Genomic DNA, 22855 nt, shown 5'->3' with positions numbered 1-22855 from the left:
AGCAGTCTAATAGGTAGATGTGTTTGTTATACGGAATGGAGGAATTACGTGAACACGGAGGAATTAGTTAGGCGTGCCAGAAAGGGAGACGGTGAAGCGTTTTATGAGCTAATTGCAGCCTATAAACAACAGCTTTATCAGATAGCCTTTTCATATGTTAAAAATGAGTCTGATGCTCTTGAAGCTATTCAAGAGGTAACATACCTTGCCTTTAAAAGTTGTAAAAAGTTGAAGGAACCGAAGTATTTTAAAACTTGGCTTATCCGAATTTTAATAAATCATTGTAGCGATGAACTTAAGCAAAAGAAACGAATGGTCGTACAGTTTTCGGAACCTGTGAATCAGATAGAAGAACATTCACAGATGAAGCTTGAGTTAGAAGAAGAGATTGCTAAACTACGAGCGGAGTATCAGCATGTTATTATTCTAAGATATTTTCAAGAGCTACCGATTAGTGAAATAGCAAATATTCTTAAAAGACCAGAGGGAACGATTAAAACATGGATACATCAAGCTTTAAAACAGCTCAAAGTTCAAATGAAGGTAGGTGATCTTGATGGATGAGCAAGAGTTAAAAAGGTACGGTCAAAAGAAAAGAAATCAAGAAGTACCTGAACAAATAGATATGTTTATTCAATCGGGTATTGAAAAGGCACGATTTGAAAAAGTACGAAAAAGAAAGGCGCAATGGACAGTTGCTGTTGCATGTTTATTTCTTATAACTATGGTGACAACAGTCCGAGTATCTCCTGTCTTTGCGAACTATATAGGGGAATTACCTGGTGGGAAGTATTTTGTAGAGCTTGTTCATTTTGATAAAGGGTTAAAGGAAGCAATTGAACATGATTATGCTACACCGATTAATGAGTCAGATAAACACCTTGACCTTAAATGGACAGTAGAAGGGATGACGATAGATGAGTCTAGGATGGTATTATTTTATTCAGTAGAAAATATGGGGGATGTCACTAGTGCTTCTATGAGGGAGATATCGTTTACTAATGAATTAGGAGAAGGGTTTAGTATCGGTTCAGTATCATATGGTAATTTTCACGACCAATTAGCTGATGAAAAAATAAGTTATGGAAAAATCGATGTTAATTTTATGGAAGATACATCGATTCCGGATGAACTAACAGTTGAAGTTGAATTTCAATTAAGAGATAAGTCTAGTTATGTTACTACAGAAAATATAAATTGGAGCGTCACATTTCCTATTAATAAAGAAACTTTTATCGGGTTGAAAGAGGAATATGAGATAAATGAAGAAACGTATTTTGCAAATCAACGGATGATATTTAAAGAAGCTACGATTTATCCTACAAGAATGTCACTTAAAGTTCAATTCGATGAAACAAACCTTTATAAGATTTTTCGATTCGAAGATTTAATGGTAGTGAATGAAAACGGAGAAAGGTGGAGTACATCCACTAATGGGATAATAGCTAATTATATTAGCGAGTATGAACAAATTTTGTATTTAGAGAGCAGTTATTTTCATGAATCAGAAGAACTTTACTTAGAAGCATCTCAAGTGAGAGCATTAAGCGATGCAGATAGAAAGGTTGTCATTGACCTGACCAATGGTAAGCTAATAAAGGCACCAAGTGGGCTCCATTTAGAGGAATTAAAGACAACGAACAACATGCACCATTTTATCTTTCATATTGAGCTAGATGAAAAGTTTGATAGCATGAACCATAGCTATCAAGTACTAAGTAGCCTAATTATGAATGAGGAGGGGGAAGAGGTCGCTTCTGTTAATTCTATTGGAACTAGTAATCCAGATGGTCGCATAATGGAAACTAAATTTAGTATTCCAAGACTGGAGGAAGAGCGGATCATTCTAGAAATTGTTGATTACCCTACAAGATTACAAGATACAATGAATGTTCGTATTAAATAAATAATAAATAGAAAAGGATGTGGCATAAAGGTTTGACCTTTTTCTCCACATCCTTTTTTGTATCAAGCTTTTAAATTGCAAAAAGTACTGGTAAAATATACAGTTAATACAGTGATAGTAAACGGAAGGAGTTTGTATTATGGATAATAAATTATATAAGGCATATTTCCTTCATCCTTATACAAATGTCCCCCTTGTTGTATCCTATAATAAAACAAGAGGGATACTAAGCTTTGAGAAGGATGAAGAGATGATTGGTTTTCTTTTATCTATAAAGGATAAGCTGAAGGAAGGAGATTCTTTAGTAGATAATATTAAGCAAACTGATCATATTACTAAATTTACATATCCTGCAGAGACATTAGATGAAGTGTATGATTTTTTAGAGAAGCTAGGTGTAGAGCGTGAAGCAGTTAACTTTGAGACTGTACTGCTTAATTAATCATTTCGAATGATAAGGTAAACAATTAATCCAAGGATAGGGAAGAACAATGTACCTACTAAGACAATAATCGCATACTCCTTACTATTTCCTTTACGGATGGAATCTCTATATGCCCATATGCTAGTTAGAATGTTTAGTAGGAATATACCCAACCCGAAAAAAAGAAAAAGTAGTATAAATGAAGAGGCAAATTCAATCACAGTTTGTTAGCTCCTTTCAAGTAAATCAATATACTTCTATTATATATATTGTTTATATAAGATGTAACTGGTTGATTTATTGTTTGCTGTAAAGAGTGCAAAAAGTCAATTTCATACCCTGTTGCTCCATTGGGCGAACACGTCTTCAAGCCTTGCTAAAATATCCTCAATACTTCCTTCTACATCGATCAAAATCCCCATAAAATTCAACTAAGTAAGGATTATTTTCAACATTTTCAAAGAATGTGCGAAATTGAAGTGCACTCACAAGTGATTTTGTGATTGTTGATTTACCAACACCGACAGTACCATAAATTGTAATTATTGCATTTCTTGGGATGTCATATTTACTAGCTAAGTTTAAGATATAACATAGAAGAGTGTTAGGAGGGAGGAGGAAAGAGAAGGAAAGAGAAGTGCCATAGCTACATAAAGATGGAAAAAGCAACTCCTCGTAAAAGGAGTTGCTCATTACAATTTAAGCTTCAACTGATTCGTCATCTTCAACTAATGGGTAAACACCGTTTTCATCATGTGTTTCTTTACCAGTAATTGGTGGATTGAATACACATACCATACGCATGTCTGTCTTTGCACGAAGTAAGTGCTCATCATACTCATCAAGAGCATATACAGTATCTTTATTAATAGGGTGGATTTTACCATCCTTTAATGTTTCTACTTCACCTTCACCTTCAATGCAGTATACTGCTTCAAGGTGGTTTTGATACCAAATATGAGTTTCAGTACCAGCATGGATAAGTGTGTCATGTAAAGAGTATCCCATGTTATCTTTCTTTAATAGAAGACGACGACTTGTCCAGTTTTCACCTTTTACTTCATTACCTGTACCGATGATATCTGCTAATTTAACTACTTTCATGTTCATTTCCTCCATGTCTAATCGTTTTTGTTTAGTGATTAAATGACTAACAGCGGGTGAGCCCCGCTGTTAGTAGGCAATTATGATGATGCACTAGCTTTTTCTTTTACAAGTGTTTTAATACTTTCTTCAATAATAGCGAACCCTTTCTCTAATCCTTCATTATCAATCGTTAATGGAGGGAAGAGCTTGAATACTTCATCACTAGGTCCAGCAGTTTCCATGATTAAACCTTGATCAAATGCTGCAGCAGCTACTTTTGAAGAGAACCCTTCAACTTCAGAACAGATACCTTGCATGAAACCACGTCCACGTAATGAACCTTGCATTTCAGGATAATCTGCAATCATTTTTTCTAAGAACTTAGTAATCTTCGCTGATTTTGCTTTAATGTCTTTTTCAAATTGAGGATCTTCCCAATTAGTTAGAGCTTCTGTTGCTGTAACAAATGCCATGTTATTACCACGGAATGTACCGTTATGTTCACCTGGCTCCCAAATGTCATATTTAGGTTTAATTAATGTAAGGGCTAGTGGTAGACCATATCCACCAATTGATTTTGATAAACAAACGATGTCAGGGTCGATTCCAGCTTCTTCAAACGAGAAGAATGTACCAGTTCTACCTACACCAGCTTGAACATCATCAACAATTAAGAGAATTTCCCAACGGTTACAAATGTCTTGAACTCTCTTTAACCACTCGAATCTTGCTGCATTTAAGCCGCCTTCACCTTGGACTGTCTCGAGTATCATAGCAGCTGGTATTTCCACACCACTACCATCATTCTCTAAAAACTGCTCGAGATACTCCAGAGTGTCGAGCTCATCATTAACAAAACTATCATATGGCATTGTTACCACGTTTTGAAGTGGGATTCCAGCACCTTTACGTTTAAATGAGTTACCTGTTACAGACAATGCACCGATTGTCATACCATGGAAACCATTTGTGAAGCTGATTACATCAGTTCTACCTGTTACTTTACGAGCTAATTTTAAAGCACTTTCGACTGTATTTGTTCCAGTTGGTCCTGGGAACATCACCTTATATTCTAGATTACGAGGTTTAAAGACTACATCGTTTAACTTTTTAAGGAATTCAGCCTTTGCTGTTGAAGCCATATCTAAAGAATGAGTAATACCATCATTTAAGATATAATCAACAAGTTTTGATTTCATATTTGGGTCGTTGTGTCCGTAGTTTAATGCACCGGCACCTGCGAAAAAGTCAATATACTCTTTTCCTGCTTCGTCCCATAGTGTATATCCTTTTGCTTTTGTAAATACTGTTGGAAAACTGCGTACATAACTGCGTACCTCTGATTCTAATTGTTCGAAAATACTTAGGTCATTTTTAGTCATATTAATTTATCCTCCTTAGATTTATAAGAACACTTATTTATTAAAAGGTCCAACTCGAAACGTTAACTCTTCTTCATGATCATCACCTGGGAATAGCTCTTCTCCAAAGCATTCCTTTATTTCACATTCTGTTTGATGATCTCTAGCTAAGCGTCTAAATAACGATTGTGATGCATTGTTTGAAGGGGTAACAGTCGCTTCTAAATAGTTAACATTTTTGCAACCTGTGCGAGAAATTAACTCATTTAAAATTTTTGAAGCTAGACCTTTTCCTCTTTGAGATTGGTCAACACCAATCTGCCAAACAAAAACAACATCTTGTCGTTCAGGAGGGATAAATGCAGTTACGAACCCAACAAGTTTGTCATTTTCTTTTGCAACAACACAAGTTTCTGCGAAGAATTCACACATCATGATGTATTTATAAGATGAATTTGTATCTAATGTTGAATTATTCACTAACTCCCACATTGCTGCTCCATCTTCTACCTTGGGCTTATCAAAGGTAAGGGTGTCAGTTGTCGTTGTATTTGTCAAAGTGGCAATGTCGCTATTCATGGGTATCACCTTCCGAAATTGTGACAGTACTAATAGCAATTTCCTCCTTTAAAACCGTTTTTATTTTAAGCTCATAAATAATGATAAGGGGGTCGCCAACTTTTCGCAAACGAGTGTGAACGTGATTAATCACGATAATTTAGATTGACCATTGATAGCAGTCACTAAGGTAGTTAGTCTTTCTATTTCCTCTCGTATAATGATGTTTTCTAAAGATTTGATAAATATTGGTTGAATACCTAAGTTTTAAAAGTCTTTAAAAAGCCTTTTGTATCAGGTGTTTCGTGCGAGTGAGATAGAGTGAGATATGAAGAGATATAAAGAGATAAAAATATTTCAATAGTTTTCGTCAAATAAAAACAAGAACTTTCAAATTGCTTACATAGCAGTTAGTATCAATGAATCGAAATAGAAAATGTCCAATTGTCATCAGACAATTGGACACTTATTTTTTTAATTAATCATTGTTCATTAACAATTAGCCATTCTATTTATTGTTCTTTCTTTCTGCAGCTCTTCGGTTTGCAGCAGCCGCCCTTGCGTTTGCTTCAATATCTTCAGAATCTGCAAGTTCTCTTGAATACTCCACATCATTTGCAGGTCTATTAGTTTGTTGATTGTTTTGTTTTTTCTTGCCCATGTGTATCGTCTCCTCTGTTCATAATTAGAATAATTAATCAAAAGACAGTAACGACAGCTTATCTCCTTGCAGCTCGGTCAGCAGCACGAAACTCATGTTGATACAATACTTCTTGCGTTTTGTTTAGAGTTTTCTTTTCTTCTTTTACGCGTCTTTTTTTGCTTTCCATAGGCAATTCCTCGCTTTCTACTATGTAATAAAGGATGTACATCATCCATTACTAGTATTGAGAAAATCTTGTGAAATTATTCCACTTGTAAAAATAAAAAAGCTACTGAAAAAAGTTTTTTCAGTAGCCGTTAACCAAGTGATGGAAACTAGGTCCTTTATGCTTCTTTAATCTCGATTGCCTCTTCGTGTGATTGTGTACGCATCATGTGTAAATGGTATTGGTCCTTTTCGATTTGAAATAAATCATAGATTGGACCTAGCTCGTTTAATTTATTGTAAATATCTGAGCGTAATTCGTTAGCAATCATACAGTACTCTAGTTTTTGTGCTGCTTTCACCGAACGAGTATTTTCCTTACGAATACGCATGAAAATCGTTTGAATGTCCTGTTCAAAAAAGAGTTCCTGAAAAAAGACATTTTTTGCAATGGCATTATAGCCTTTTCCGAAGTAGGGCTTACCAATCCATGTGCCTAAAAATCCATTTCCTTCATCAATATCATATAAGTTAATCGTGCCAATTGGAGCACCCCATTCATCTGTAATGGTGCGAGAGATTAATTCTCCACGCTCTTCTGCTTCAATTGTTTGCTTAGTTAAGAACAGGAACTCGTCATAAGAGGATGCTTTTTGTCTTACGAATGGGAATACTGCAGGGTCTACAAGTAATTCATACAATTGGTGGCAATCAGCTAGTTCTCGTTTTTTTAACATCGTAAAAGTCCTCCCTTTAATGAGGGCAGGCACAAATAACCCACCCTCGAATTTAATTAAGTTGCAAATCAAATTCGGGGTGGGAATCGAACCCACTAGGACCAGCATTGCTGGTGACGCACCAATTGTCTTCCCAGTAAGAAAAAATCATTAAATTGTTTGAAATTTCATCAAATTAAGGTGTTATTACTTCTTTTTAAGGAATTAATCATATAATCCACTAAAATACTCTTAATCCCTTTTATATAATATGATACATGGGCTAAAAAAGAAACAAATATTTTATGAAAATTTGATGAAATTTTTGTTAGTTTTTTAAAGAATAGGTATGTAGAATTTACAAGGTTATATTAGCAGAAGGACTTGTCTTATTTGATGAATTTTAGAAGAGGTTGGAGTGCTCAAAGGGAGTAAATTCCCTTTTTGAACACTCTTTATATTTCTATATTTTTTTAGTTCAAAATATCTTCTAATGCACCGTATAAAGAAGGGAATTTAAATGTGTACCCGTTATCCATCGCTTTTTCGGGTAATACTTTTTGTCCTTCTAATACAAGAAGACTCATTTCCCCAAGCAGCAACTTTAATGCAAATGAAGGAGCTGGTAACCAGTGAGGTCTTTTCATTACACGACCAATTGTTTTACCAAAATCGCTCATCATTTCTGGATTTGGTGCTGTTAAGTTGAGTGGGCCATTAATGTGTTCATGTGTCAGTGCAAAGTTTATTAATCCTACAACATCATCTATATGAACCCAAGAAACCGATTGCCTTCCAGAACCAACCGTTCCACCTACGAAAAATTTATATGGTAAGATAATTCGTTCAAGCGCTCCACCTTTTTCCGATAAAACGACTCCAGTACGAAGGATAACTGTTCGAATTCCTAAAAAGCTTGCTGAACTGGCTTCCTTTTCCCATTTTTCTGTAACCTTCGTTAAAAAATTTGTTCCAGAGGGTTCGGAAGTTTCCGTAAATGTTTTTGTTAAAGAACTACCATAATATCCAGTTGCAGATCCATTTATAAAGGTAGATGGTTTGTTAGCTAATTTACTCATCAAATTGATAACTTCTTTAGTTGAGTCAATACGGCTATTTAGAATACGTTCTTTTTGTTTGTCCGTCCAACGGCCAGCTCCAATTGACTCACCAGCAAGATTAATAACAGCATCAATATTGTGCAAATGTTCTTCTGGTTTACTCTCTGGTGTAAGCCAATCAACGTACGTAACATATTTTTTATCTGACTTGTTACTTTTTCTCGTTAATATATAAACATGGTGTCCGTCTCTAGTTAATTTTTCTGTTAAAGCAGTACCGATAAGACCGGTTCCTCCTGCAATGACTATATTCATGTTACATCTCTCCTCCCAATTGTCTATCTTCTGTTCAAGAAAAATTCACTATAAGTATAACCTACCTTAGTTTAATTTCCTCTATTAGTACTTACCCTAACTCTTAATTTGTTAAAATTAAAAATATAAAAGGTGTGGAGGTGATAGTTCTATGATAAAGGTAACGAAAATTACAACCCAAAAAAGAACACAGGAGCGCTTTAATGTATTTATAGATCGTGGAAGAGGCGAAGAGTATGGATTTAGTGTTGATCAGGATGTTCTGATATCTAAAGGGATAAAAAAAGGAAAAGAATTAAATGAAGATGATTTAAAGGATATTTTTTATGAAGACAATATAAAAAAAGCTTATAATTTGGCAATTTTATATCTCTCTTATCGAATTCGAACGGAAAAAGAAATAAAAGATTATTTATTAGGCAAAGAGATGGAGGAAGAAGTTATCTCGGTCATTATTAATAAACTACATAACTATAAGTACATAGATGATTTAGAATTTGCGATGGCTTTTGTAAGAACGAGAATGAACACAACTGTTAAGGGCCCTAATATTATTCGTCAAGAACTAGATCTAAAAGGAGTAAAGAGAGAATATATTGAAAAGGCGCTTTTACAATTTACTTTTGACGACCAACTTGAAAAGGTAAAGGATTATTTAGAGAAAAAAGGGAAGCCATCTAGCAGAGAATCAGCTTCTGCAGTGAAACAAAAAATAAGTAACAGATTAGTTGCGAAAGGATTTTCTTTTCAAATAATAGATGAAGCGTGGAAACTTGTAGAAGTAACAACGGATACAAACATACAATTAGATGCGCTAGAGTATCAAGCTTCTAAATACGAGAGAAAATTAAAGGGTAATTCTTCTTGGGAACAAGAAATGAAACTGAAACAGTTTTTATATAGGAAAGGCTTTAGTTCAGAATTAGTTGAACGTTACTTAGAGGAAAAAAAGAACAATCCTTCATGAGGGGATTTCCCATATTTGAAAGCTTTTGCAGTAGTTACATGCTATAGGTGGAGGCAACTTAATGAATAGTATGGGGGTACGATAAGTACTCTGTTACAAAAAATATTTTTGGAAGATGAAGGGAAGAGTAATAGAAAAGTTCGATACATACGGGCTATTACTTAGTTATTCGAAAAACTATTTGTGACTAATGCAATGTTACATGACATTGCGAAAGGAACTTCATAGATGACAACGATTATTGCTTTAACCCCAATTCTTGCAGTTTTATTGTTCTTAGTTGTACTCGGTATGCCGGCTATGAAGGCGATGCCGATCAGTTTATTAGCTACAGGTATATTAGCATATTTTTATTGGCGGGTACCTTTCATTCAATTAATTGCAGCTTCACTTGAAGGTGTTATTATTGGCATTTCTATTCTTTATATTGTATTTGGAGCTATTTTATTATTAAATACCCTCAAAAACAGTGGAGCAATTGATACGATTAGAAATAGCTTTCTAGGTATTAGTGCAGATAGGAGAGTTCAATTAATCATTATTGCATGGTTGTTTGGCGCGTTCATTGAGGGTGCAGCTGGATTTGGTACACCTGCAGCAATTGCTGCTCCGTTATTAGTGGCATTAGGATTTCCACCATTAGCAGCTGTTGTGTTAGCCCTTATTGCAGATAGTAGTCCTGTTTCATTTGGAGCTGTAGGGACGCCTATTATTGTAGGGGTTGACCAAGGTTTGCAAGAAGGGTCTCAAATCGCACCAGTAGTAGCAACTTATTTAGGCACAATGGATATGGGCGACTATATGAGAGTTGTAGCGGCTCAAGTTATGCAAATTGATATTTTTGTTGGTACTTTTATGCCATTAATTCTTGTGGTGCTCCTTACACGTTTTTTTGGGGAAAATCAGTCTTGGAAAGAAGGGTTCCAACTTTGGAGGTTTGCCATTTTTGCTGGACTTAGCTTCACGATACCAGCTCTTATTGTGGCAACATTCCTAGGACCAGAGTTTCCATCTATATTTGGAGGTTTAATTGGTTTAGCAATCGTGGTACCAGCAGCAAAACGTGGATTTTTTCTACCAAAGGAACAGTGGGATTTTCCACCTAGAACAAGCTGGGCTGAGGATTGGGTAGGAAAGGTAATCTCAAGTTCAACAGATGATAAAAGCTCTAAAAGACAGTTATCACTAGTGCTTGCTTGGGTACCATATTTATTAGTTGGTTTATTTTTAGTATTAACTCGACTTGAGATACTTCCATTAAAGGCAATGTTACAAAGCGTAAAGATTTCATGGGTCAATATACTAGGAACAAATATTAGTACTGCATTAGAGCCACTCTACTTACCTGGTACTATATTTATAATTGTTGTCCTGATAACAGCTGTAATCCATAAGTTATCGTTCTCAGAATTAGGACGTTCGATTGCAGTATCATCCAATGCGATTGTAGGCAGTGCGATTACGTTATTCACAGCAGTGCCTATGGTACGTATTTTTATTAACTCAGGAATAAATACTTCAGGTTTAGAAAGTATGCCGATTGAGTTAGCAAATACAGCGTCAGCCATGCTTGGTGGTACATGGCCATTAGTTGCTCCTTTTATCGGGGCATTAGGCTCATTTATTTCTGGTAGTGCAACGTTTAGCAATATGATGTTTTCCCTGTTTCAATTTAGTGTAGCAGATCAGATTGGTGTCGAACCAACTTTAATTTTAGCATTACAAGTGCTAGGTTCAAATGCAGGTAATATGATTTGTGTACTAAATGTTGTTGCAGCTGCGACTGTTGTCGGGTTATTAGGGAAGGAAGGAAAAATCATTAGGTTTACACTGTTGCCTATGTTTTATTATTCAATCTTCTCCGGATTATTAGGTCTACTCTTCGCCTATTTGATTTTATAGTGGCATTTAGTAAGTGTCCTTTCTTTTGTTTTCAAAATTGAAATCAATTATAATATAATAGAAGATATTTAAATTTAATACAAGCAATGTTGGAGGTTGTTTTAAAAGTATTGGCTTTTAGAACAGCCTTTTATCTAAGCCATGGAGGCGAAATAGAATGCAGGAAAAAAGATATAGTGAAATGTCAGAGTTTGAATTGCACCAAGAAATCTCACAACTTAATGAAAAGTCAAAAAAGGCGGAACAGATGGGAATGGCAAGTGAATTTGCTGTTTACGAAAGAAAGATTTTGTTAGCAAGGTCGTATTTATTAGACCCAGAACAAGTGGAAACGAATAAAACGTATGAGTTATTAGAAGGAAATTCTACATTTGAAGTATCTTACTTGAATGGTCGATTTGCCTGGGGATACCGTGATGGTAGTTCTGAATTAGAAGCTGTACCAATTTCGTTGTTAAAAATGTAGGAAAAAGCAATGGCATTGTACAACGTACAATGCCATTGCCTGAGGTTGAATCTTAGATTCAGCCTCAAAATTGCCTATGAGCGTTTTCGCGTTTGGACTTTTAGGACATAATTGTGTAGGCTTCGTTCCGTTTCACCATTTACTTGGTGAAATGCTTTCTTAGGGTTAGACCTAGGAGATTGGAATGGATCGTGATACCTGTTCAATCTGTTTCCTTTACTCATGGCAAAGCACCTCCAGAAAGGGTTAAGAATAGGCTAATATCTTACTTTTTTCGGGCTTGATTTGATTCGAGCATACGCTCTTGAGGATGGTCACGAATTGTACCATCTGCACGTTTTGAAGAATATTCTTCTTTTGCTCGTGGTTCGCCATCAAAAGAGATTCGGTTTGGAAAGCCTTTTTCTTTGTTACGCATTCGGCGAAACCTCCTTTCGATTGGTACAGTGATAGTATTGGATTTATCGTAACTTATTATGTTTCACAATTAATGTTAGAGGTGGAAGAATGAATGATGTATATGAACGCTTAGCAAATTCATTGCTTGAGAAAAATTCAAAGCTTACCTACGGACAAGCACGATCATGGGTTGAAGGAATGTGGGAAGATTTTGAGGCAACCTATGCAAAGGCTGGACGAAAATATAAAGGACAAGAGGTCACAGAACAAATTGTTAAGCAATGGATTAATAACTATGGACCTTATCTAGATAAATACGCAACTAAAAATGAAAAATTTAAGTATTTAAATGAAGATGACCATTTAAAACATTAAAGAGGCAGTCCGTTAGGACTGCCTCCCTGATTAAAGTCAAGGCTGAGTTGAAACCTCTAATTTTCTTTGTAAGGTTTCCTCACTATATACCCAGCCAGTGTAGGAGCCTGTAATAGAAAAATCTTCGTCCATATGAACAATAGCGACAAATGGATAATGACCTTTAGTGCGATAACGAAGATCAATAAATCGAACTTCGTGATGACCGTCCGTTGACGTCACTTCCCACCTATATGTAGGAGAGAAGGAGAGAAAGGCTGATAAATTATCATCTTTTCTTGCTGCATTAATTATTGGTACATCAGGTATAGGCTCAAAAGGGTATTTTTCAAAAATATTAATCTTATGGTTTCGTGATTCAGCTACATAAAGAGTGTCTGGGGTCCGAATGACAAGATGCCATTGATTCCATTTAAAAGTTGGGGACACGAATACATGAGTAGCATCTGGATGAATAGACTTTGCATGTGCTACCACTTTTCTCTTTACTTGAACACGCCATATATAATAAAAAGTTAACATGACATATAAACCTAAGAATGTATAACCAGGATCAGCCCCGTAACGCCATAAGATGATCGCAGCCAGATGAGTTAAGAAAATAAATGGGTCAAATATATTAATGACGCCTAAAGCAATCCATTTATTTTTTACTGGAGCCAATGCTTTTGTTCCATATGCATTAAAAATATCTACAAAAACATGCAAGAATACGGCAATAAAAGACCATAACAATAGGTGAAGCCAACTTGCTTCTGGATAAAAAAATAAAATTCCTCCTGAAATTAGGAAGGGCCATAGGAGTACTGCAGGAATTGAGTGGGTCATTCCACGATGATTTCGAATGTAGACTGCGTTGTTCTTTAGTTTAAGTACCGTGTCAAAATCAGGCGCTTGAGAGCCAACTAATGTTGCTACCATAATAGCTTGTTTCATTGTTGGATCACCAGCAATTACTGGGTCCAGTGTAGCAAGGCCACCAAGAGCAATGCCCATGACTACGTGGGTACCTGTATCCATATATGCATACCTCCTTGTGGCAGGGGTCTCCCTGATTTTATCATACTTTAGTTATACCCGAAATTAGCATGATTAAAAAGGGGGAAAGGCGATAATGTCTAATTATTTACAAATTTTCATGGAGTATAAGGTCAAGCAAGAAAACATTCAGGATTATGAGAAGGCAATGGAAGAAATTCTTAAGGAGCTACCTGAATTTGGTGCATCCAATATACAATGGTTTGTAGCTACAGACCAAGATGATTTATATGTTGAAATGTTTGAAGTTCCTACAGATAGTCATTATCATGCATTGAAAAAATTACGCCAGTGTAATGACCATCATATTTTTAGCAAAATTGCCCCGATGGTCGAAGGTGGCTGTGAAAAAATTCACTGTTGGGCGTTTAAGAAAAAAGTGGAGTAACAGATAAGAGGGATAATAGTGAGTAATCTTTTGTTAGATTTTAACATCAATCGATTCCAAGATAATTTAATTACTTGGTTTGAACAACAACAAAGAGATTTACCGTGGAGAGAAAATCAAGACCCTTACCGAGTATGGGTTTCAGAGATTATGCTTCAGCAAACAAGAGTTGAAACAGTGATTCCTTATTTCAATAATTTTGTTGAACAGTTCCCGACAATTGACGCACTTGCGGAAGCAGATGAAGAACGTGTGTTAAAGGCGTGGGAGGGGTTAGGATACTATTCTCGTGTTCGAAATTTACAGACAGCTGTTAAAGAAGTGAAGGAAGAATACGGCGGGAAGGTTCCGAATACTAGGAAAGAGATTTCAAAGTTAAAAGGAGTCGGACCGTATACAGCTGGGGCGATACTAAGTATTGCTTATGGTAAGCCAGAGCATGCAGTTGATGGAAATGTGATGAGGGTTTTATCGAGGGTTCTACTTGTAAGAGAAGATATAGCTAAAGTAAAAACGAGAAAGATTTTTGAAGAAGCCGTTTCTGGACTTATATCAGAGGAAAAACCTTCTCAATTTAATCAAGGGTTAATGGAACTAGGAGCATTAATTTGTACGCCAACTTCACCAGGATGTTTACTCTGTCCAGTTCGTGAGCATTGCAGAGCCTATCATGAAGGTGTACAAAATGAGTTACCAATCAAAGCGAAAAAGAAGAAACCTAAGAAAAAAGAAATGGCTGCGATTGTCTTACAAGATGGAGAAGGGAATATCCTCATCCATCGCAGAGGGGAAGATGGATTACTCGCAAGACTTTGGGAATTTCCTAACCATGAAACTATACACTCGGAAAACCAAAAGGATGAGCTAAAACAATTTCTTCATGAATCCTATGATGTACAAGGTATAGTTGAAGAGAACTTTCTCATAGTAGAGCACGTATTTTCCCATCTCATCTGGCATATAACCGTTTATAAAGGAACAGTACTTAAAAAAGGAAGCACAGGAGAAAACCTCCGCTGGGTACAAAAAAAAGACCTAGAAAACCACCCATTCCCAGTCTCACACCAGAAGATTATTGGAGAATTACTGAAAAAAGGTTGAATTTTACCTTTTTTATGTAGCTCGAAGCAACAGCGGAGCCACTGCTTGGTTTTAAGCCAATTATGAGTGGATTTCTCATAATTGGCGCGCATTGAGCGGAGTAGTTGCCATCCAGAAAAAGGTTGAACTTTATCTTTTTTTAGTAACTATGAGCGGTTTTCTCATAGTAGACGCGCAGTGAGCGAAGCAATTGTTCATCAGAAAAAGGTTGAACTTTACCTTTTTTATGTAGCTCGAATAATTATTTAAAAGGAGAACACATATGAATCTACACTTATCCGAAAAAATTGTCCTAGTAACTGGTGGCTCAAAAGGTATCGGTAAGGGCATTGCAAAAGCTTTTTTAGAAGAAGGAGCAAAGGTTGCGATAGTTGCTCGTTCTATCGACGCCTTGCAATCTGCAAAAGAAGAGCTAGGTAACGTACATATTTTTCAAGGTGATTTAACTAAAGAGGCGAGTCGAGAAGAAGTTTTCAAGCAAATAATTCAGACTTTTGGAACAGTTGATGTGTTAATTAATAATGTTGGTGGAAGTAACGGTGGGACTATAGAAGAAACGGATTTATCACTATTTGAAGAGGCGATGAATTTTAACTTTCTTTCTGCAGTACATTTTAGTAAGTTAGCTCTACCATATATGAAGGAACAGAAAGACGGTTCGATTATCAATATTAGCTCAATATTTGGTCGTGAATCAGGTGGAAAGCCTACATACAACGCCGCTAAATCAGCAATGATTAGCTTTACTAAATCGTTAGCAGATGAAGTAATACAAGATGGTATTAGAGTGAATGGGGTAGCACCAGGCTCAATAATACACCCAACAGGTAATTGGCAAAAGCGTTTAGATGAAAATCCAGATAAGATTAATAAGTTTGTAGAAGAGGAAATACCTGCAGGGCGATTTGGTACTGTTGAGGAGGTAGCAAATGTTGTCGTGTTTTTAGCATCGAAAAAATCATCTTGGGTTGTTGGTGCAACGTTGAATGTTGACGGAGGTCAATCTAATTCAAACTTCTAAATGATATAAAAGGGGAAAACGACAATGGTGGAATTTAATAGTTTGGAATATCCTTATTCATCTCAAAGAATGGTTACATATGCAAGAAAAGGGATGGTAGCTACGTCACAACCGTTAGCTGCTGAAGCAGGATTAGATATATTAAAAAAAGGGGGCAATGCAGTTGATGCTGCTATTGCTACTGCTGCATGCTTAACTGTAGTAGAGCCTACTTCTAACGGAATTGGTGGAGATGCTTTTGCCCTCGTTTGGATAAAAAATAAGCTACATGGTTTAAATGCTAGCGGTCCCACCCCAGCATCAATTTCGATTGACGCTGTAAAAGAAAGAGGACATGAAGAAATGCCGAATTTCGGTTGGATTCCTGTTACAGTACCTGGAGCACCAGGGGCATGGGCTGAATTGTCGAAAAAGTTTGGAAATCTTTCTCTTATAGAAGTGTTAGAGCCGGCAATTGCTTATGCTGAAAATGGATTCCCTTTATCACCGACATTAGCTTATTATTGGGAAAGAGCATATAACAGCTACAAGGAATCTACAAGTGGTGAAGAGTTCTCACATTGGTTCGAAATGTTTGCTCCTAATGGAAAGTTACCCAAGGCTGGTGAAATGTGGCGTTCGCAAGGTCATGCTGATACACTTCGTTCTATCGCTGAAACAGGTGGAGAGTCTTTCTATCGGGGAGAATTAGCGGATAAAATGGATGCTTTCTCAAAGCAATACAATGGGTTTCTAAGAAAAGAAGATTTAGCCGCTTATAAACCGGAGTGGGTAGAGCCAATCAGTGTCCATTACAAAGGGTATGATGTTTGGGAGATACCACCAAATGGTCAAGGGTTAGTTGCTCTTCATGCATTAAACATTGCCAAAGGATTTGATTTTACACATAGAGATTCTATTGATACATTTCACAAGCAAATTGAAGCAATGAAGCTTGCCTTTACTGACGGTATGAAATATATTACAGAGCCAAAGAATATGTCTGTTCAAGCAGAACAGGTTTTGAATGAAGACTATGCAGCAAAACGACGTAGCCTAATAACAGATCAAGCAATGGTACCGGAAGCGGGAGAGCCTACTAAAGGTGGTACAGTTTATTTAGCTACTGCTGATGGCGAAGGAAACATGGTGTCTTTCATTCAAAGCAATTACATGGGATTTGGCTCAGGACTAGTTGTTCCTGGAACAGGTATCGCTTTACATAATAGAGCTCATACATTTTCTTTAGACAAAGAGCATGACAACTGCCTAGAGCCAAAGAAACGTACGTATCATACAATTATTCCAGGCTTTTTAACAAAAGGAAACGAGGCAGTTGGTCCATTTGGTGTAATGGGTGCCTTTATGCAACCACAGGGTCATATGCAAATGATTATGAATACGATAGATTTCGGCTTAAATCCTCAAGCATCTCTTGACGCACCTAGATGGCAGTGGATGGAAGGAAAAACAGTAGCTCTCGAACATTCAGTACCTTCTTATATTGCCCAAGGGCTAGCTGCAAAAGGACATGATGTCAAAATTGAGCATATTTCTGGTAGCTTTGGGCGCGGGCAGATTATATGGAGAAATCACAAAACTGGTGTATTAGCAGGTGGTACCGAAGCAAGAACTGATGGCGCCATTGCTGCTTGGTAGGTAGTTTATGAAGCAACTAAATATATTTCTAGCATTCTTTCGAGTAGGAATTTTCGGGTATGGAGGAGGACCAGCCTCTATACCCCTGGTCCAAAAGGAAGTTGTTGATAAATACAAGTGGATGGATAATGACGAATTTGCGGATGTTTTAGCAATCGGAAATACACTACCAGGACCTATTGCTACAAAGATGGCAGGATATATTGGATATCGAGTTGGTGGTTATGTCGGTATGACGAACGCAATTATAGCTTCAATCGTACCAACAATTATTTTAATGATAGTCTTTCTAACGTCTTTAGCAGCCTATAAAGATCAACCATGGGTACAAGGAATGACGAGAGCAGTTATTCCTGTAGTAGGTGTAATGATGGCTGTATTAGCGTGGCAGTTTTTTGACAAGTCTAGAGAAGGACTAGGCTGGAAGTTTAGTATTCCATTATTAATTATTAGTTTCGTATTATTAGCCCTTGCAGGAATTCATCCGGGAATAATAATTGGGTCACTCCTTTTGTATGCTCTAGTAAAAAAGGATCCTAATGAAGAGAAGGAGGGGGCATCATGATTTATATCGAACTCTTTCTAGCTTTCTTTATTCCAGGAATTGTAGGGTACGGCGGTGGACCTGCATCAATTCCGTTAATTGAATACGAGGTTGTTGAACGCTATGGTTGGTTAACTGTCGATGAATTTGCAGAGGTGTTAGCGTTAGGAAATGCGCTACCAGGACCAATAGCGACCAAGATGGCGGGGTATGTTGGCTTTATTGAGGGAGGAGTCACAGGTGCTTTTGTTGCTACATTTGCAACAGTTGCTCCCTCATTAGCACTCATGATTTTCTTATTAGGTATTTTATTTAAATTTAAAAACTCACCTAAAGTGAAAAAAATGACAATGCTAATTCGCCCAACGATAGCAGTCTTACTTGGGTTATTAGCCTATAGATTCTTTGCATCATCGTATTTTGATGTAGGAGTTATTCAAACAATCACACTTATTATTGTCAGTTATATTTTATTAGAAAAAGTAAAAGTACACCCAGCTATTGTGATTTCAGGAGCTCTAGTGTACGGTGCAATATTCTTAGGATAGACGATATCAAAAAGGTGGTATTCACCTTTTTGATACCTCAATGTGCTACACGAACTGCTTAGGTAAAGACTACCATTTAGATTTAATGTCTCTTAAAATGAATTTCCTCTAAAACCTGTTTCGTTTCTTGTGAACCATACTTATATACGGTTTGTAAAATATGTTCCATTCCATCTCGGGTTTCATTATCGTCTTCAACTTTATTCATCTCGTCAAAGTGACGGAAGGAAAACAAATTTTGAAGCTCTAGGTCATGGTGCTGAACTTCTGTAAGCAAGTGCTGAACCTCTTTTAACTCCTCATCTGTAACTTCTATCTCATATTGGATTAATTGTGGGTCGTCAACTTTCACATTACTAATTGCATCCATACTAATTGGGTTAAGATTGACATAATACTTCTTCTTTTCTTCCATTACCCTCACTCCTATCAGTAATTCTTTATATTGATAGCTTTTGCAATTAATTGTAATCAAATACAAAAATGGCACTGAAAAAGTGTGATTTACCTTATCAGTGCCATTTCATGTTTTCATTAAGGAGTTAAAACAATATTACCGCTATATGTTTTATTCTCTATCGCTTGGTGAGCAAGTGCTGCATCTTCAAATGAAAAGCTTTTAGCTAAATGAGCTTTTAACTTTTTCTCTTTGAATAATGAAGAAATTTCTGCTCCTGCACGTTGAAGTTCTTTGGGAGGAACAGTAAAAAGAAGAACCCCAAGTAAGTTTGCATTCTTTTGGTTTAATAATCGCCAAGGCAATGTTGGTGTATTATTTTTAGGGGAGCCTATAGTAACGATTCTGCCACCGTTTTGAATCATTTCTAGGTTTTTTTCAATATTTTCACTGACTGACATATCCAAAATGACTGAGAGCCCATTTGAATTAGTAAGTTCTGACACTTTATCTGAAATGTTGTCCTTTGTGTAAATAATAACATCGTCTGCTCCAGCATCTTTTGCAACTGCAGCCTTTTCCTCGGAACTTGCAGTAGCTATTACATGTGCGCCTTTTGCTTTTGCTAGTTGAACAGCAGCATTTCCAACAGCTCCTGCTGCTCCGTAAATTAACACTGTTTCACCCAATTCTAATTCTGCTCGGAAGAATAGGGCTATATGAGCAGTAGCAAAGGCCATTGCGATAGCTGCACCTTCCTCTTCAGATAAATGACTACTTAGTGGAAATAGTACTTCTTCATTAGCTGTAATATATTCTGCTGCTGACCCTTTAACATTAGTTCCCCATACTCTGTCGCCAACATTCCACTTACTAACGTCTGAACCAACTTCTACAACGGTCCCAGCAACATCAAAGTGGGGGATATGGGGAAATGATGGGACTTGGCGAATGCCAGAGCGGAAATATGTATCTACTGGGTTAATCCCACTAGCTCCAACCTTCACAAGAACTTCATTTTCGTTAATTTTTGGTTTATCCATTTCAATAACTTGTAAAACAGATGGATCGCCATATTCCTTGTAAACAACTGCTTTCATAGTAGACCTCCAATTATTTTAGATTAGTGGTTTAAGTCGATTTGCTGCTTCAATTAATTTTTCTTCCTCTTGCACTAGTGCAATTCTCACGTAGCCTTCTCCAACACTTCCGAAAGCATGACCGGGCGTGACAATGACCCCATTTTCAATACATCGAAGGGAAAAATCTAATGAAGTAAATTGCTCAGGTATTTTACCCCAAACAAACATCCCACCATCAGGCTTTCGAACGTTCCATCCAATCTCATGCAAGGTGTTCACAAATACATTTCGTCTTGCTTCATATGTATTGCGGTGCTCTTCTAAAAATTGATAATCACTTGTTAAGGCAACAGATGCTGCTTTTTGGATTGGTTGAAAGACTCCGTAATCTACATGCGATTTTACAATGGCTAGTGGTGCTAGTAGTGTAGGCGAACCGACAACATACCCTATACGAGCTCCAGCCATGTTAAAGCTTTTTGATAATGAATTGAATTCAATTGCTATTTCCTTAGCCCCTTCTACGTGTAAAATACTTAAAGGCTTATTGTTATCGAAGATTAATTCTGAATAAGCAAAGTCATGTAGAATGAGAACCTTATTTTTCAATCCAAATTGTATTAATTTTTTAAAATAGTCTTCATTTGCTAGAGCTGCTGTTGGATTACCTGGATAATTAGTAATCATGATTTTTGCTCGTCTGCGTATGTCTTCAGGAATGTCATCTACGTTTGGCATAAAATTATTTTCTTCATTCAGTGGAAGAAGATATAACTCAGCTCCAGCTAAGTGGGCACAAGCAGAATAGATTGGGTATCCAGGGTCAGGTGCGATTATGACGTCTCCTTTATCTAGATATGCGAGGGCAATATGAGCAAGCCCATCTTGAGAGCCCATTAGTTGAAGAACTTCCTCTGGTATTAATGGTACGTCATATCTTGCTCTGTAATAGTGACATACAGCCTCTTTAAATTCCTGTGTACTTGAAATCGCATAGCCGTATTGACTAGCTTTCTTCACTTCCTCAGCTAAACAGTCTCGAACAAATTGAGGAGGTGCATGGTCAGGGCTCCCGATACTTAAATCAATCATATCAAGTCCTTGTTCTAACTTTTCACGTTTTTTCTCTGCTAAATCACTAAAAACACTAGTTGCTAAATTCTTTAATCGTGATGATGGTTCAATCATAAATTCCCCTCCAAAAGTGTTCTCATAATCATTTTATATGAAATTTCAGATAATGAATATCGTTTTGACGAAAGAGGGTAAAAAAAGAGAGTGTATCGAAAATAGATACACTCTTCATAAGGCTATAGAAAATTACATTGTTCTAATCATAATGGATTTGTGAGCCAGTTTCATAGCTCGCTTCTTGCTTAAAGCCACCACGATTTTCTATTTCCCTAATAATCTCACGGTGAATCGTCACACCTTCTGAATTTAAATAGGGAGTAACTTGTTGTAAATTTTTATGAAAATAGGCTAATTCTTTATCTGTCCAGTCAGCCTTTGACATCATTGAGAGCTCAGTCATATCTCTACCGACAAACATTTAGCAGACCTCCTTTCAAATCACTTCATGATATAATTTGTACATGGTATTGTAGATACATACATAAGTGAATATTAGAGGAGGTATTTTAGATGGAACGAAAAGTTGCACTAGTAACTGGTAGTAGCAGAGGAATTGGTAAGAAAATAGCAATTAAGTTAGCTAAAAAAGGCTATGACATCGTTATTAATTATGCAAGAAATAAAAAAGCTGCCCAAGAAACAGCGGCTGAAATTGAAGCGTTAGGGAGTAAGGTACTGATTGTAAAAGCAAACGTTGGTAAGCAGGATAAGATAAAGGAGATGTTTGCTGAAATTGACGAGACATTCGGACGTCTTGATGTGTTTGTTAACAATGCAGCATCTGGTGTATTACGTCCATTAATGGAGCTTGAAGAAAGCCATTGGAATTGGACAATGGATATAAATACAAAGGCACTACTTTTCTGTGCACAAGAAGCAGCAAAAAGAATGGACAAAACAGGTGGCGGTCACATTGTCAGCTTAAGCTCATTAGGTTCCATTCGATATCTTAAAAATTACACAACAGTTGGTGTCTCGAAAGCAGCGGTTGAGGCGTTAACTCGTTATTTAGCTGTCGAGTTAGCACCAATGAATATTGTTGTAAACGCTGTATCAGGAGGTGCTGTCGATACAGACGCTTTAAGTCATTTTCCAAATAGGGAAGAACTTTTAAAGGATGCGGCAGACCGTACACCAGCAGGCAGAATTGTGGAACCTGACGATTTAGCAAATGGTGTGTTATTCCTACTATCAGAGGAAGCAAGTATGATACGTGGACAAACAATTATCATCGATGGTGGAATTTCGTTATTAGCTTAAATGAAATTTATTTTTAAGAAAGCAATATTTTTTGGATAAAAGGATCATCTCCTGGTTACATTAATGTTTGTGGAGGTGATACTAATGAACAATAAACAACAAAACCAAGCGTCTAAAACAAATGCACAACAAGTAAAACAACAAAACGCTCAGTCTGCACAAGGGCAAAGCCAAAACACGGAATTTGCTAGCGAAACTGATGTGCAAGAAGTGAAGCGTCAAAACGCTCAATCTGCACAAAACAAGCAGCAAGCGTCTAGCAACCAACAACAACAATAATAGCAACAAAACAAAGCACTTTCTACCAAACCGGTGGAGAGTGCTTTTTTTAGAACTATGGATTATGAGTTATGAATTATG

General features: G+C 36.7%; 30 protein-coding genes and 1 pseudogene. 15 read left to right on the top strand and 16 right to left on the bottom strand.

The annotated features are described in order from the left end of the window. Positions 1-48: 48 nt before the first annotated feature. The 3 genes from CD003_RS13960 (at position 49) to CD003_RS13950 (ending at position 2348) form a co-directional block, all read left to right on the top strand. Complete coding sequence (locus tag CD003_RS13960) at positions 49-564, top strand: sigma-70 family RNA polymerase sigma factor (RefSeq protein ID WP_096201692.1); 516 nt, start codon at positions 49-51, stop codon at positions 562-564. Beyond that, positions 557-1906 carry a DUF4179 domain-containing protein gene (locus CD003_RS13955; RefSeq protein ID WP_096201691.1) on the top strand — a complete coding sequence of 450 codons (1350 nt, stop codon included), beginning with the start codon at positions 557-559 and terminating at the stop codon, positions 1904-1906. The genes CD003_RS13960 and CD003_RS13955 overlap by 8 nt, the downstream gene beginning before the upstream one ends. Before the next feature lie 139 nt (positions 1907-2045). Beyond that, entirely contained in the window at positions 2046-2348 is a 303-nt protein-coding gene (locus CD003_RS13950; RefSeq protein WP_096201690.1) for a hypothetical protein, read from the top strand. Here the strand turns inward: CD003_RS13950 and CD003_RS13945 are convergent. The 9 genes and pseudogenes from CD003_RS13945 to CD003_RS13905 form a co-directional block, all read right to left on the bottom strand. Beyond that, on the bottom strand, positions 2345-2551 hold the full coding sequence (locus tag CD003_RS13945; protein ID WP_096201689.1) for a PLDc N-terminal domain-containing protein: 207 nt from the start codon (positions 2549-2551) through the stop codon (positions 2345-2347). The two genes, CD003_RS13950 and CD003_RS13945, sit on opposite strands and share 4 nt — an antisense overlap. A 184-nt stretch (positions 2552-2735) precedes the next feature. Then, positions 2736-2918 (bottom strand): annotated as a pseudogene (locus CD003_RS22335) (deoxynucleoside kinase); the annotation flags it as partial. A 111-nt stretch (positions 2919-3029) separates the two neighbouring features. After that, positions 3030-3434: an ectoine synthase gene (locus CD003_RS13935; protein ID WP_096201687.1), complete on the bottom strand. Its 405-nt coding sequence runs from the start codon at positions 3432-3434 to the stop codon at positions 3030-3032. A gap of 80 nt (positions 3435-3514) precedes the next feature. Continuing rightward, complete coding sequence (ectB, locus tag CD003_RS13930) at positions 3515-4798, bottom strand: diaminobutyrate--2-oxoglutarate transaminase (RefSeq protein ID WP_096201686.1); 1284 nt, start codon at positions 4796-4798, stop codon at positions 3515-3517. A gap of 33 nt (positions 4799-4831) precedes the next feature. Next, complete coding sequence (ectA, locus tag CD003_RS13925; RefSeq protein ID WP_096201685.1) at positions 4832-5356, bottom strand: diaminobutyrate acetyltransferase; 525 nt, start codon at positions 5354-5356, stop codon at positions 4832-4834. A gap of 487 nt (positions 5357-5843) precedes the next feature. Continuing rightward, entirely contained in the window at positions 5844-5996 is a 153-nt protein-coding gene (locus CD003_RS13920; protein WP_096201684.1) for a YfhD family protein, read from the bottom strand. A 58-nt stretch (positions 5997-6054) separates the two neighbouring features. Next, complete coding sequence (locus CD003_RS13915; protein ID WP_142302874.1) at positions 6055-6165, bottom strand: YfhE family protein; 111 nt, start codon at positions 6163-6165, stop codon at positions 6055-6057. 157 nt (positions 6166-6322) lie between these two features. After that, complete coding sequence (locus CD003_RS13910; protein ID WP_096201682.1) at positions 6323-6880, bottom strand: GNAT family N-acetyltransferase; 558 nt, start codon at positions 6878-6880, stop codon at positions 6323-6325. Between the two features lie 452 nt (positions 6881-7332). Further along, positions 7333-8235 carry a TIGR01777 family oxidoreductase gene (locus CD003_RS13905; RefSeq protein WP_096201681.1) on the bottom strand — a complete coding sequence of 301 codons (903 nt, stop codon included), beginning with the start codon at positions 8233-8235 and terminating at the stop codon, positions 7333-7335. A 151-nt stretch (positions 8236-8386) separates the two neighbouring features. Between CD003_RS13905 and recX the strand changes: the two genes are divergently transcribed. The 3 genes from recX (at position 8387) to CD003_RS13890 (ending at position 11570) form a co-directional block, all read left to right on the top strand. Continuing rightward, positions 8387-9202 carry a recombination regulator RecX gene (gene recX, locus CD003_RS13900; protein ID WP_096201680.1) on the top strand — a complete coding sequence of 272 codons (816 nt, stop codon included), beginning with the start codon at positions 8387-8389 and terminating at the stop codon, positions 9200-9202. Positions 9203-9430: 228 nt separating this feature from the next. Beyond that, positions 9431-11104, top strand: a complete 1674-nt coding sequence (locus CD003_RS13895) for an L-lactate permease (RefSeq protein WP_096201679.1) — start codon at positions 9431-9433, stop codon at positions 11102-11104. Between the two features lie 157 nt (positions 11105-11261). After that, positions 11262-11570, top strand: a complete 309-nt coding sequence (locus CD003_RS13890; protein ID WP_096201678.1) for a YfhH family protein — start codon at positions 11262-11264, stop codon at positions 11568-11570. Positions 11571-11644: 74 nt separating this feature from the next. On the opposite strand, the gene CD003_RS13885 is transcribed toward CD003_RS13890, so the two are convergent. Both CD003_RS13885 and sspK read right to left on the bottom strand, forming a co-directional pair. Beyond that, a complete protein-coding gene (locus CD003_RS13885) occupies positions 11645-11794 on the bottom strand; it encodes a YpzG family protein (RefSeq protein WP_096201677.1) in 150 nt (49 codons plus the stop codon). Between the two features lie 41 nt (positions 11795-11835). Beyond that, complete coding sequence (gene sspK, locus CD003_RS13880) at positions 11836-11988, bottom strand: small, acid-soluble spore protein K (protein WP_096201676.1); 153 nt, start codon at positions 11986-11988, stop codon at positions 11836-11838. A gap of 89 nt (positions 11989-12077) precedes the next feature. Between sspK and CD003_RS13875 the strand changes: the two genes are divergently transcribed. Then, a complete protein-coding gene (locus tag CD003_RS13875; RefSeq protein WP_096201675.1) occupies positions 12078-12344 on the top strand; it encodes a YfhJ family protein in 267 nt (88 codons plus the stop codon). A gap of 36 nt (positions 12345-12380) precedes the next feature. On the opposite strand, the gene CD003_RS13870 is transcribed toward CD003_RS13875, so the two are convergent. Next, entirely contained in the window at positions 12381-13364 is a 984-nt protein-coding gene (locus tag CD003_RS13870; RefSeq protein WP_096201674.1) for a metal-dependent hydrolase, read from the bottom strand. 94 nt (positions 13365-13458) lie between these two features. On the opposite strand from CD003_RS13870, the gene CD003_RS13865 reads away from it, so the two are divergent. The 6 genes from CD003_RS13865 to CD003_RS13840 all read left to right on the top strand — a co-directional run bounded on the left by CD003_RS13865 (position 13459) and on the right by CD003_RS13840 (position 18622). Next, the gene (locus tag CD003_RS13865; protein ID WP_096201673.1) at positions 13459-13770 is read left to right on the top strand and encodes a hypothetical protein; all 312 of its coding nucleotides are present in this window, start codon (positions 13459-13461) and stop codon (positions 13768-13770) included. Between the two features lie 18 nt (positions 13771-13788). After that, entirely contained in the window at positions 13789-14871 is a 1083-nt protein-coding gene (mutY, locus tag CD003_RS13860) for an A/G-specific adenine glycosylase (protein ID WP_257008318.1), read from the top strand. Positions 14872-15133: 262 nt separating this feature from the next. Continuing rightward, positions 15134-15892: an SDR family NAD(P)-dependent oxidoreductase gene (locus CD003_RS13855; protein WP_096201672.1), complete on the top strand. Its 759-nt coding sequence runs from the start codon at positions 15134-15136 to the stop codon at positions 15890-15892. A gap of 24 nt (positions 15893-15916) precedes the next feature. Then, positions 15917-17530, top strand: a complete 1614-nt coding sequence (locus CD003_RS13850) for a gamma-glutamyltransferase family protein (protein ID WP_096201671.1) — start codon at positions 15917-15919, stop codon at positions 17528-17530. Positions 17531-17537: 7 nt separating this feature from the next. Continuing rightward, positions 17538-18095, top strand: a complete 558-nt coding sequence (locus CD003_RS13845; RefSeq protein WP_096201670.1) for a chromate transporter — start codon at positions 17538-17540, stop codon at positions 18093-18095. Then, the gene (locus CD003_RS13840; RefSeq protein WP_096201669.1) at positions 18092-18622 is read left to right on the top strand and encodes a chromate transporter; all 531 of its coding nucleotides are present in this window, start codon (positions 18092-18094) and stop codon (positions 18620-18622) included. The genes CD003_RS13845 and CD003_RS13840 overlap by 4 nt, the downstream gene beginning before the upstream one ends. Positions 18623-18704: 82 nt before the next feature. Here CD003_RS13840 and CD003_RS13835 read toward each other — a convergent pair whose 3' ends face one another. The 4 genes from CD003_RS13835 to CD003_RS13820 all read right to left on the bottom strand — a co-directional run bounded on the left by CD003_RS13835 (position 18705) and on the right by CD003_RS13820 (position 21653). Beyond that, on the bottom strand, positions 18705-19037 hold the full coding sequence (locus tag CD003_RS13835) for a hypothetical protein (RefSeq protein WP_096201668.1): 333 nt from the start codon (positions 19035-19037) through the stop codon (positions 18705-18707). Between the two features lie 119 nt (positions 19038-19156). Next, the gene (locus CD003_RS13830) at positions 19157-20119 is read right to left on the bottom strand and encodes an NADPH:quinone reductase (protein WP_096201667.1); all 963 of its coding nucleotides are present in this window, start codon (positions 20117-20119) and stop codon (positions 19157-19159) included. Positions 20120-20137: 18 nt separating this feature from the next. Next, entirely contained in the window at positions 20138-21289 is a 1152-nt protein-coding gene (locus CD003_RS13825) for an LL-diaminopimelate aminotransferase (protein ID WP_096201666.1), read from the bottom strand. A gap of 142 nt (positions 21290-21431) precedes the next feature. Continuing rightward, positions 21432-21653 (bottom strand): cytosolic protein, encoded by a 222-nt coding sequence (locus CD003_RS13820; RefSeq protein ID WP_096201665.1) that lies wholly within the window; start codon positions 21651-21653, stop codon positions 21432-21434. Positions 21654-21745: 92 nt separating this feature from the next. Between CD003_RS13820 and fabL the strand changes: the two genes are divergently transcribed. Continuing rightward, positions 21746-22495, top strand: coding sequence for an enoyl-[acyl-carrier-protein] reductase FabL (gene fabL, locus CD003_RS13815; protein ID WP_096201664.1), 750 nt, complete (start codon positions 21746-21748; stop codon positions 22493-22495). 84 nt (positions 22496-22579) lie between these two features. Further along, entirely contained in the window at positions 22580-22774 is a 195-nt protein-coding gene (locus CD003_RS13810) for a gamma-type small acid-soluble spore protein (protein WP_096201663.1), read from the top strand. The last annotated feature ends 81 nt before the right edge of the window (positions 22775-22855 follow it).

Origin of the sequence: Bacillus sp. FJAT-45350, from assembly GCF_002335805.1 — a bacterium.
In the GTDB taxonomy this organism is placed as follows: domain Bacteria; phylum Bacillota; class Bacilli; order Bacillales; family NISU01; genus FJAT-45350.
Note: the sequence above shows the minus strand (reverse complement) of the source record. Positions and strands in the feature narration are given on the sequence as shown.

Excerpts from the sequence above, each read along its gene's own strand:
- ectB (WP_096201686.1), bottom strand. The coding sequence starts at position 4,798 with ATGACTAAAAATGACCTAAGTATTTTCGAACAATTAGAATCAGAGGTA.
- CD003_RS13895 (WP_096201679.1), top strand. The coding sequence starts at position 9,431 with ATGACAACGATTATTGCTTTAACCCCAATTCTTGCAGTTTTATTGTTC.
- CD003_RS13910 (WP_096201682.1), bottom strand. The coding sequence starts at position 6,880 with ATGTTAAAAAAACGAGAACTAGCTGATTGCCACCAATTGTATGAATTA.
- CD003_RS13885 (WP_096201677.1), bottom strand. The coding sequence starts at position 11,794 with ATGAGTAAAGGAAACAGATTGAACAGGTATCACGATCCATTCCAATCT.
- CD003_RS13850 (WP_096201671.1), top strand. The coding sequence starts at position 15,917 with ATGGTGGAATTTAATAGTTTGGAATATCCTTATTCATCTCAAAGAATG.
- CD003_RS13950 (WP_096201690.1), top strand. The coding sequence starts at position 2,046 with ATGGATAATAAATTATATAAGGCATATTTCCTTCATCCTTATACAAAT.
- CD003_RS13830 (WP_096201667.1), bottom strand. The coding sequence starts at position 20,119 with ATGAAAGCAGTTGTTTACAAGGAATATGGCGATCCATCTGTTTTACAA.
- ectA (WP_096201685.1), bottom strand. The coding sequence starts at position 5,356 with ATGAATAGCGACATTGCCACTTTGACAAATACAACGACAACTGACACC.
- CD003_RS13835 (WP_096201668.1), bottom strand. The coding sequence starts at position 19,037 with ATGGAAGAAAAGAAGAAGTATTATGTCAATCTTAACCCAATTAGTATG.
- CD003_RS13870 (WP_096201674.1), bottom strand. The coding sequence starts at position 13,364 with ATGGATACAGGTACCCACGTAGTCATGGGCATTGCTCTTGGTGGCCTT.
- CD003_RS13845 (WP_096201670.1), top strand. The coding sequence starts at position 17,538 with ATGAAGCAACTAAATATATTTCTAGCATTCTTTCGAGTAGGAATTTTC.
- CD003_RS13890 (WP_096201678.1), top strand. The coding sequence starts at position 11,262 with ATGCAGGAAAAAAGATATAGTGAAATGTCAGAGTTTGAATTGCACCAA.
- CD003_RS13825 (WP_096201666.1), bottom strand. The coding sequence starts at position 21,289 with ATGATTGAACCATCATCACGATTAAAGAATTTAGCAACTAGTGTTTTT.
- CD003_RS13955 (WP_096201691.1), top strand. The coding sequence starts at position 557 with ATGGATGAGCAAGAGTTAAAAAGGTACGGTCAAAAGAAAAGAAATCAA.
- sspK (WP_096201676.1), bottom strand. The coding sequence starts at position 11,988 with ATGCGTAACAAAGAAAAAGGCTTTCCAAACCGAATCTCTTTTGATGGC.
- CD003_RS13935 (WP_096201687.1), bottom strand. The coding sequence starts at position 3,434 with ATGAAAGTAGTTAAATTAGCAGATATCATCGGTACAGGTAATGAAGTA.
- CD003_RS13905 (WP_096201681.1), bottom strand. The coding sequence starts at position 8,235 with ATGAATATAGTCATTGCAGGAGGAACCGGTCTTATCGGTACTGCTTTA.
- CD003_RS13820 (WP_096201665.1), bottom strand. The coding sequence starts at position 21,653 with ATGTTTGTCGGTAGAGATATGACTGAGCTCTCAATGATGTCAAAGGCT.
- CD003_RS13920 (WP_096201684.1), bottom strand. The coding sequence starts at position 5,996 with ATGGGCAAGAAAAAACAAAACAATCAACAAACTAATAGACCTGCAAAT.
- CD003_RS13865 (WP_096201673.1), top strand. The coding sequence starts at position 13,459 with ATGTCTAATTATTTACAAATTTTCATGGAGTATAAGGTCAAGCAAGAA.
- CD003_RS13855 (WP_096201672.1), top strand. The coding sequence starts at position 15,134 with ATGAATCTACACTTATCCGAAAAAATTGTCCTAGTAACTGGTGGCTCA.
- recX (WP_096201680.1), top strand. The coding sequence starts at position 8,387 with ATGATAAAGGTAACGAAAATTACAACCCAAAAAAGAACACAGGAGCGC.
- CD003_RS13810 (WP_096201663.1), top strand. The coding sequence starts at position 22,580 with ATGAACAATAAACAACAAAACCAAGCGTCTAAAACAAATGCACAACAA.
- CD003_RS13875 (WP_096201675.1), top strand. The coding sequence starts at position 12,078 with ATGAATGATGTATATGAACGCTTAGCAAATTCATTGCTTGAGAAAAAT.
- CD003_RS13915 (WP_142302874.1), bottom strand. The coding sequence starts at position 6,165 with ATGGAAAGCAAAAAAAGACGCGTAAAAGAAGAAAAGAAAACTCTAAAC.
- CD003_RS13840 (WP_096201669.1), top strand. The coding sequence starts at position 18,092 with ATGATTTATATCGAACTCTTTCTAGCTTTCTTTATTCCAGGAATTGTA.
- fabL (WP_096201664.1), top strand. The coding sequence starts at position 21,746 with ATGGAACGAAAAGTTGCACTAGTAACTGGTAGTAGCAGAGGAATTGGT.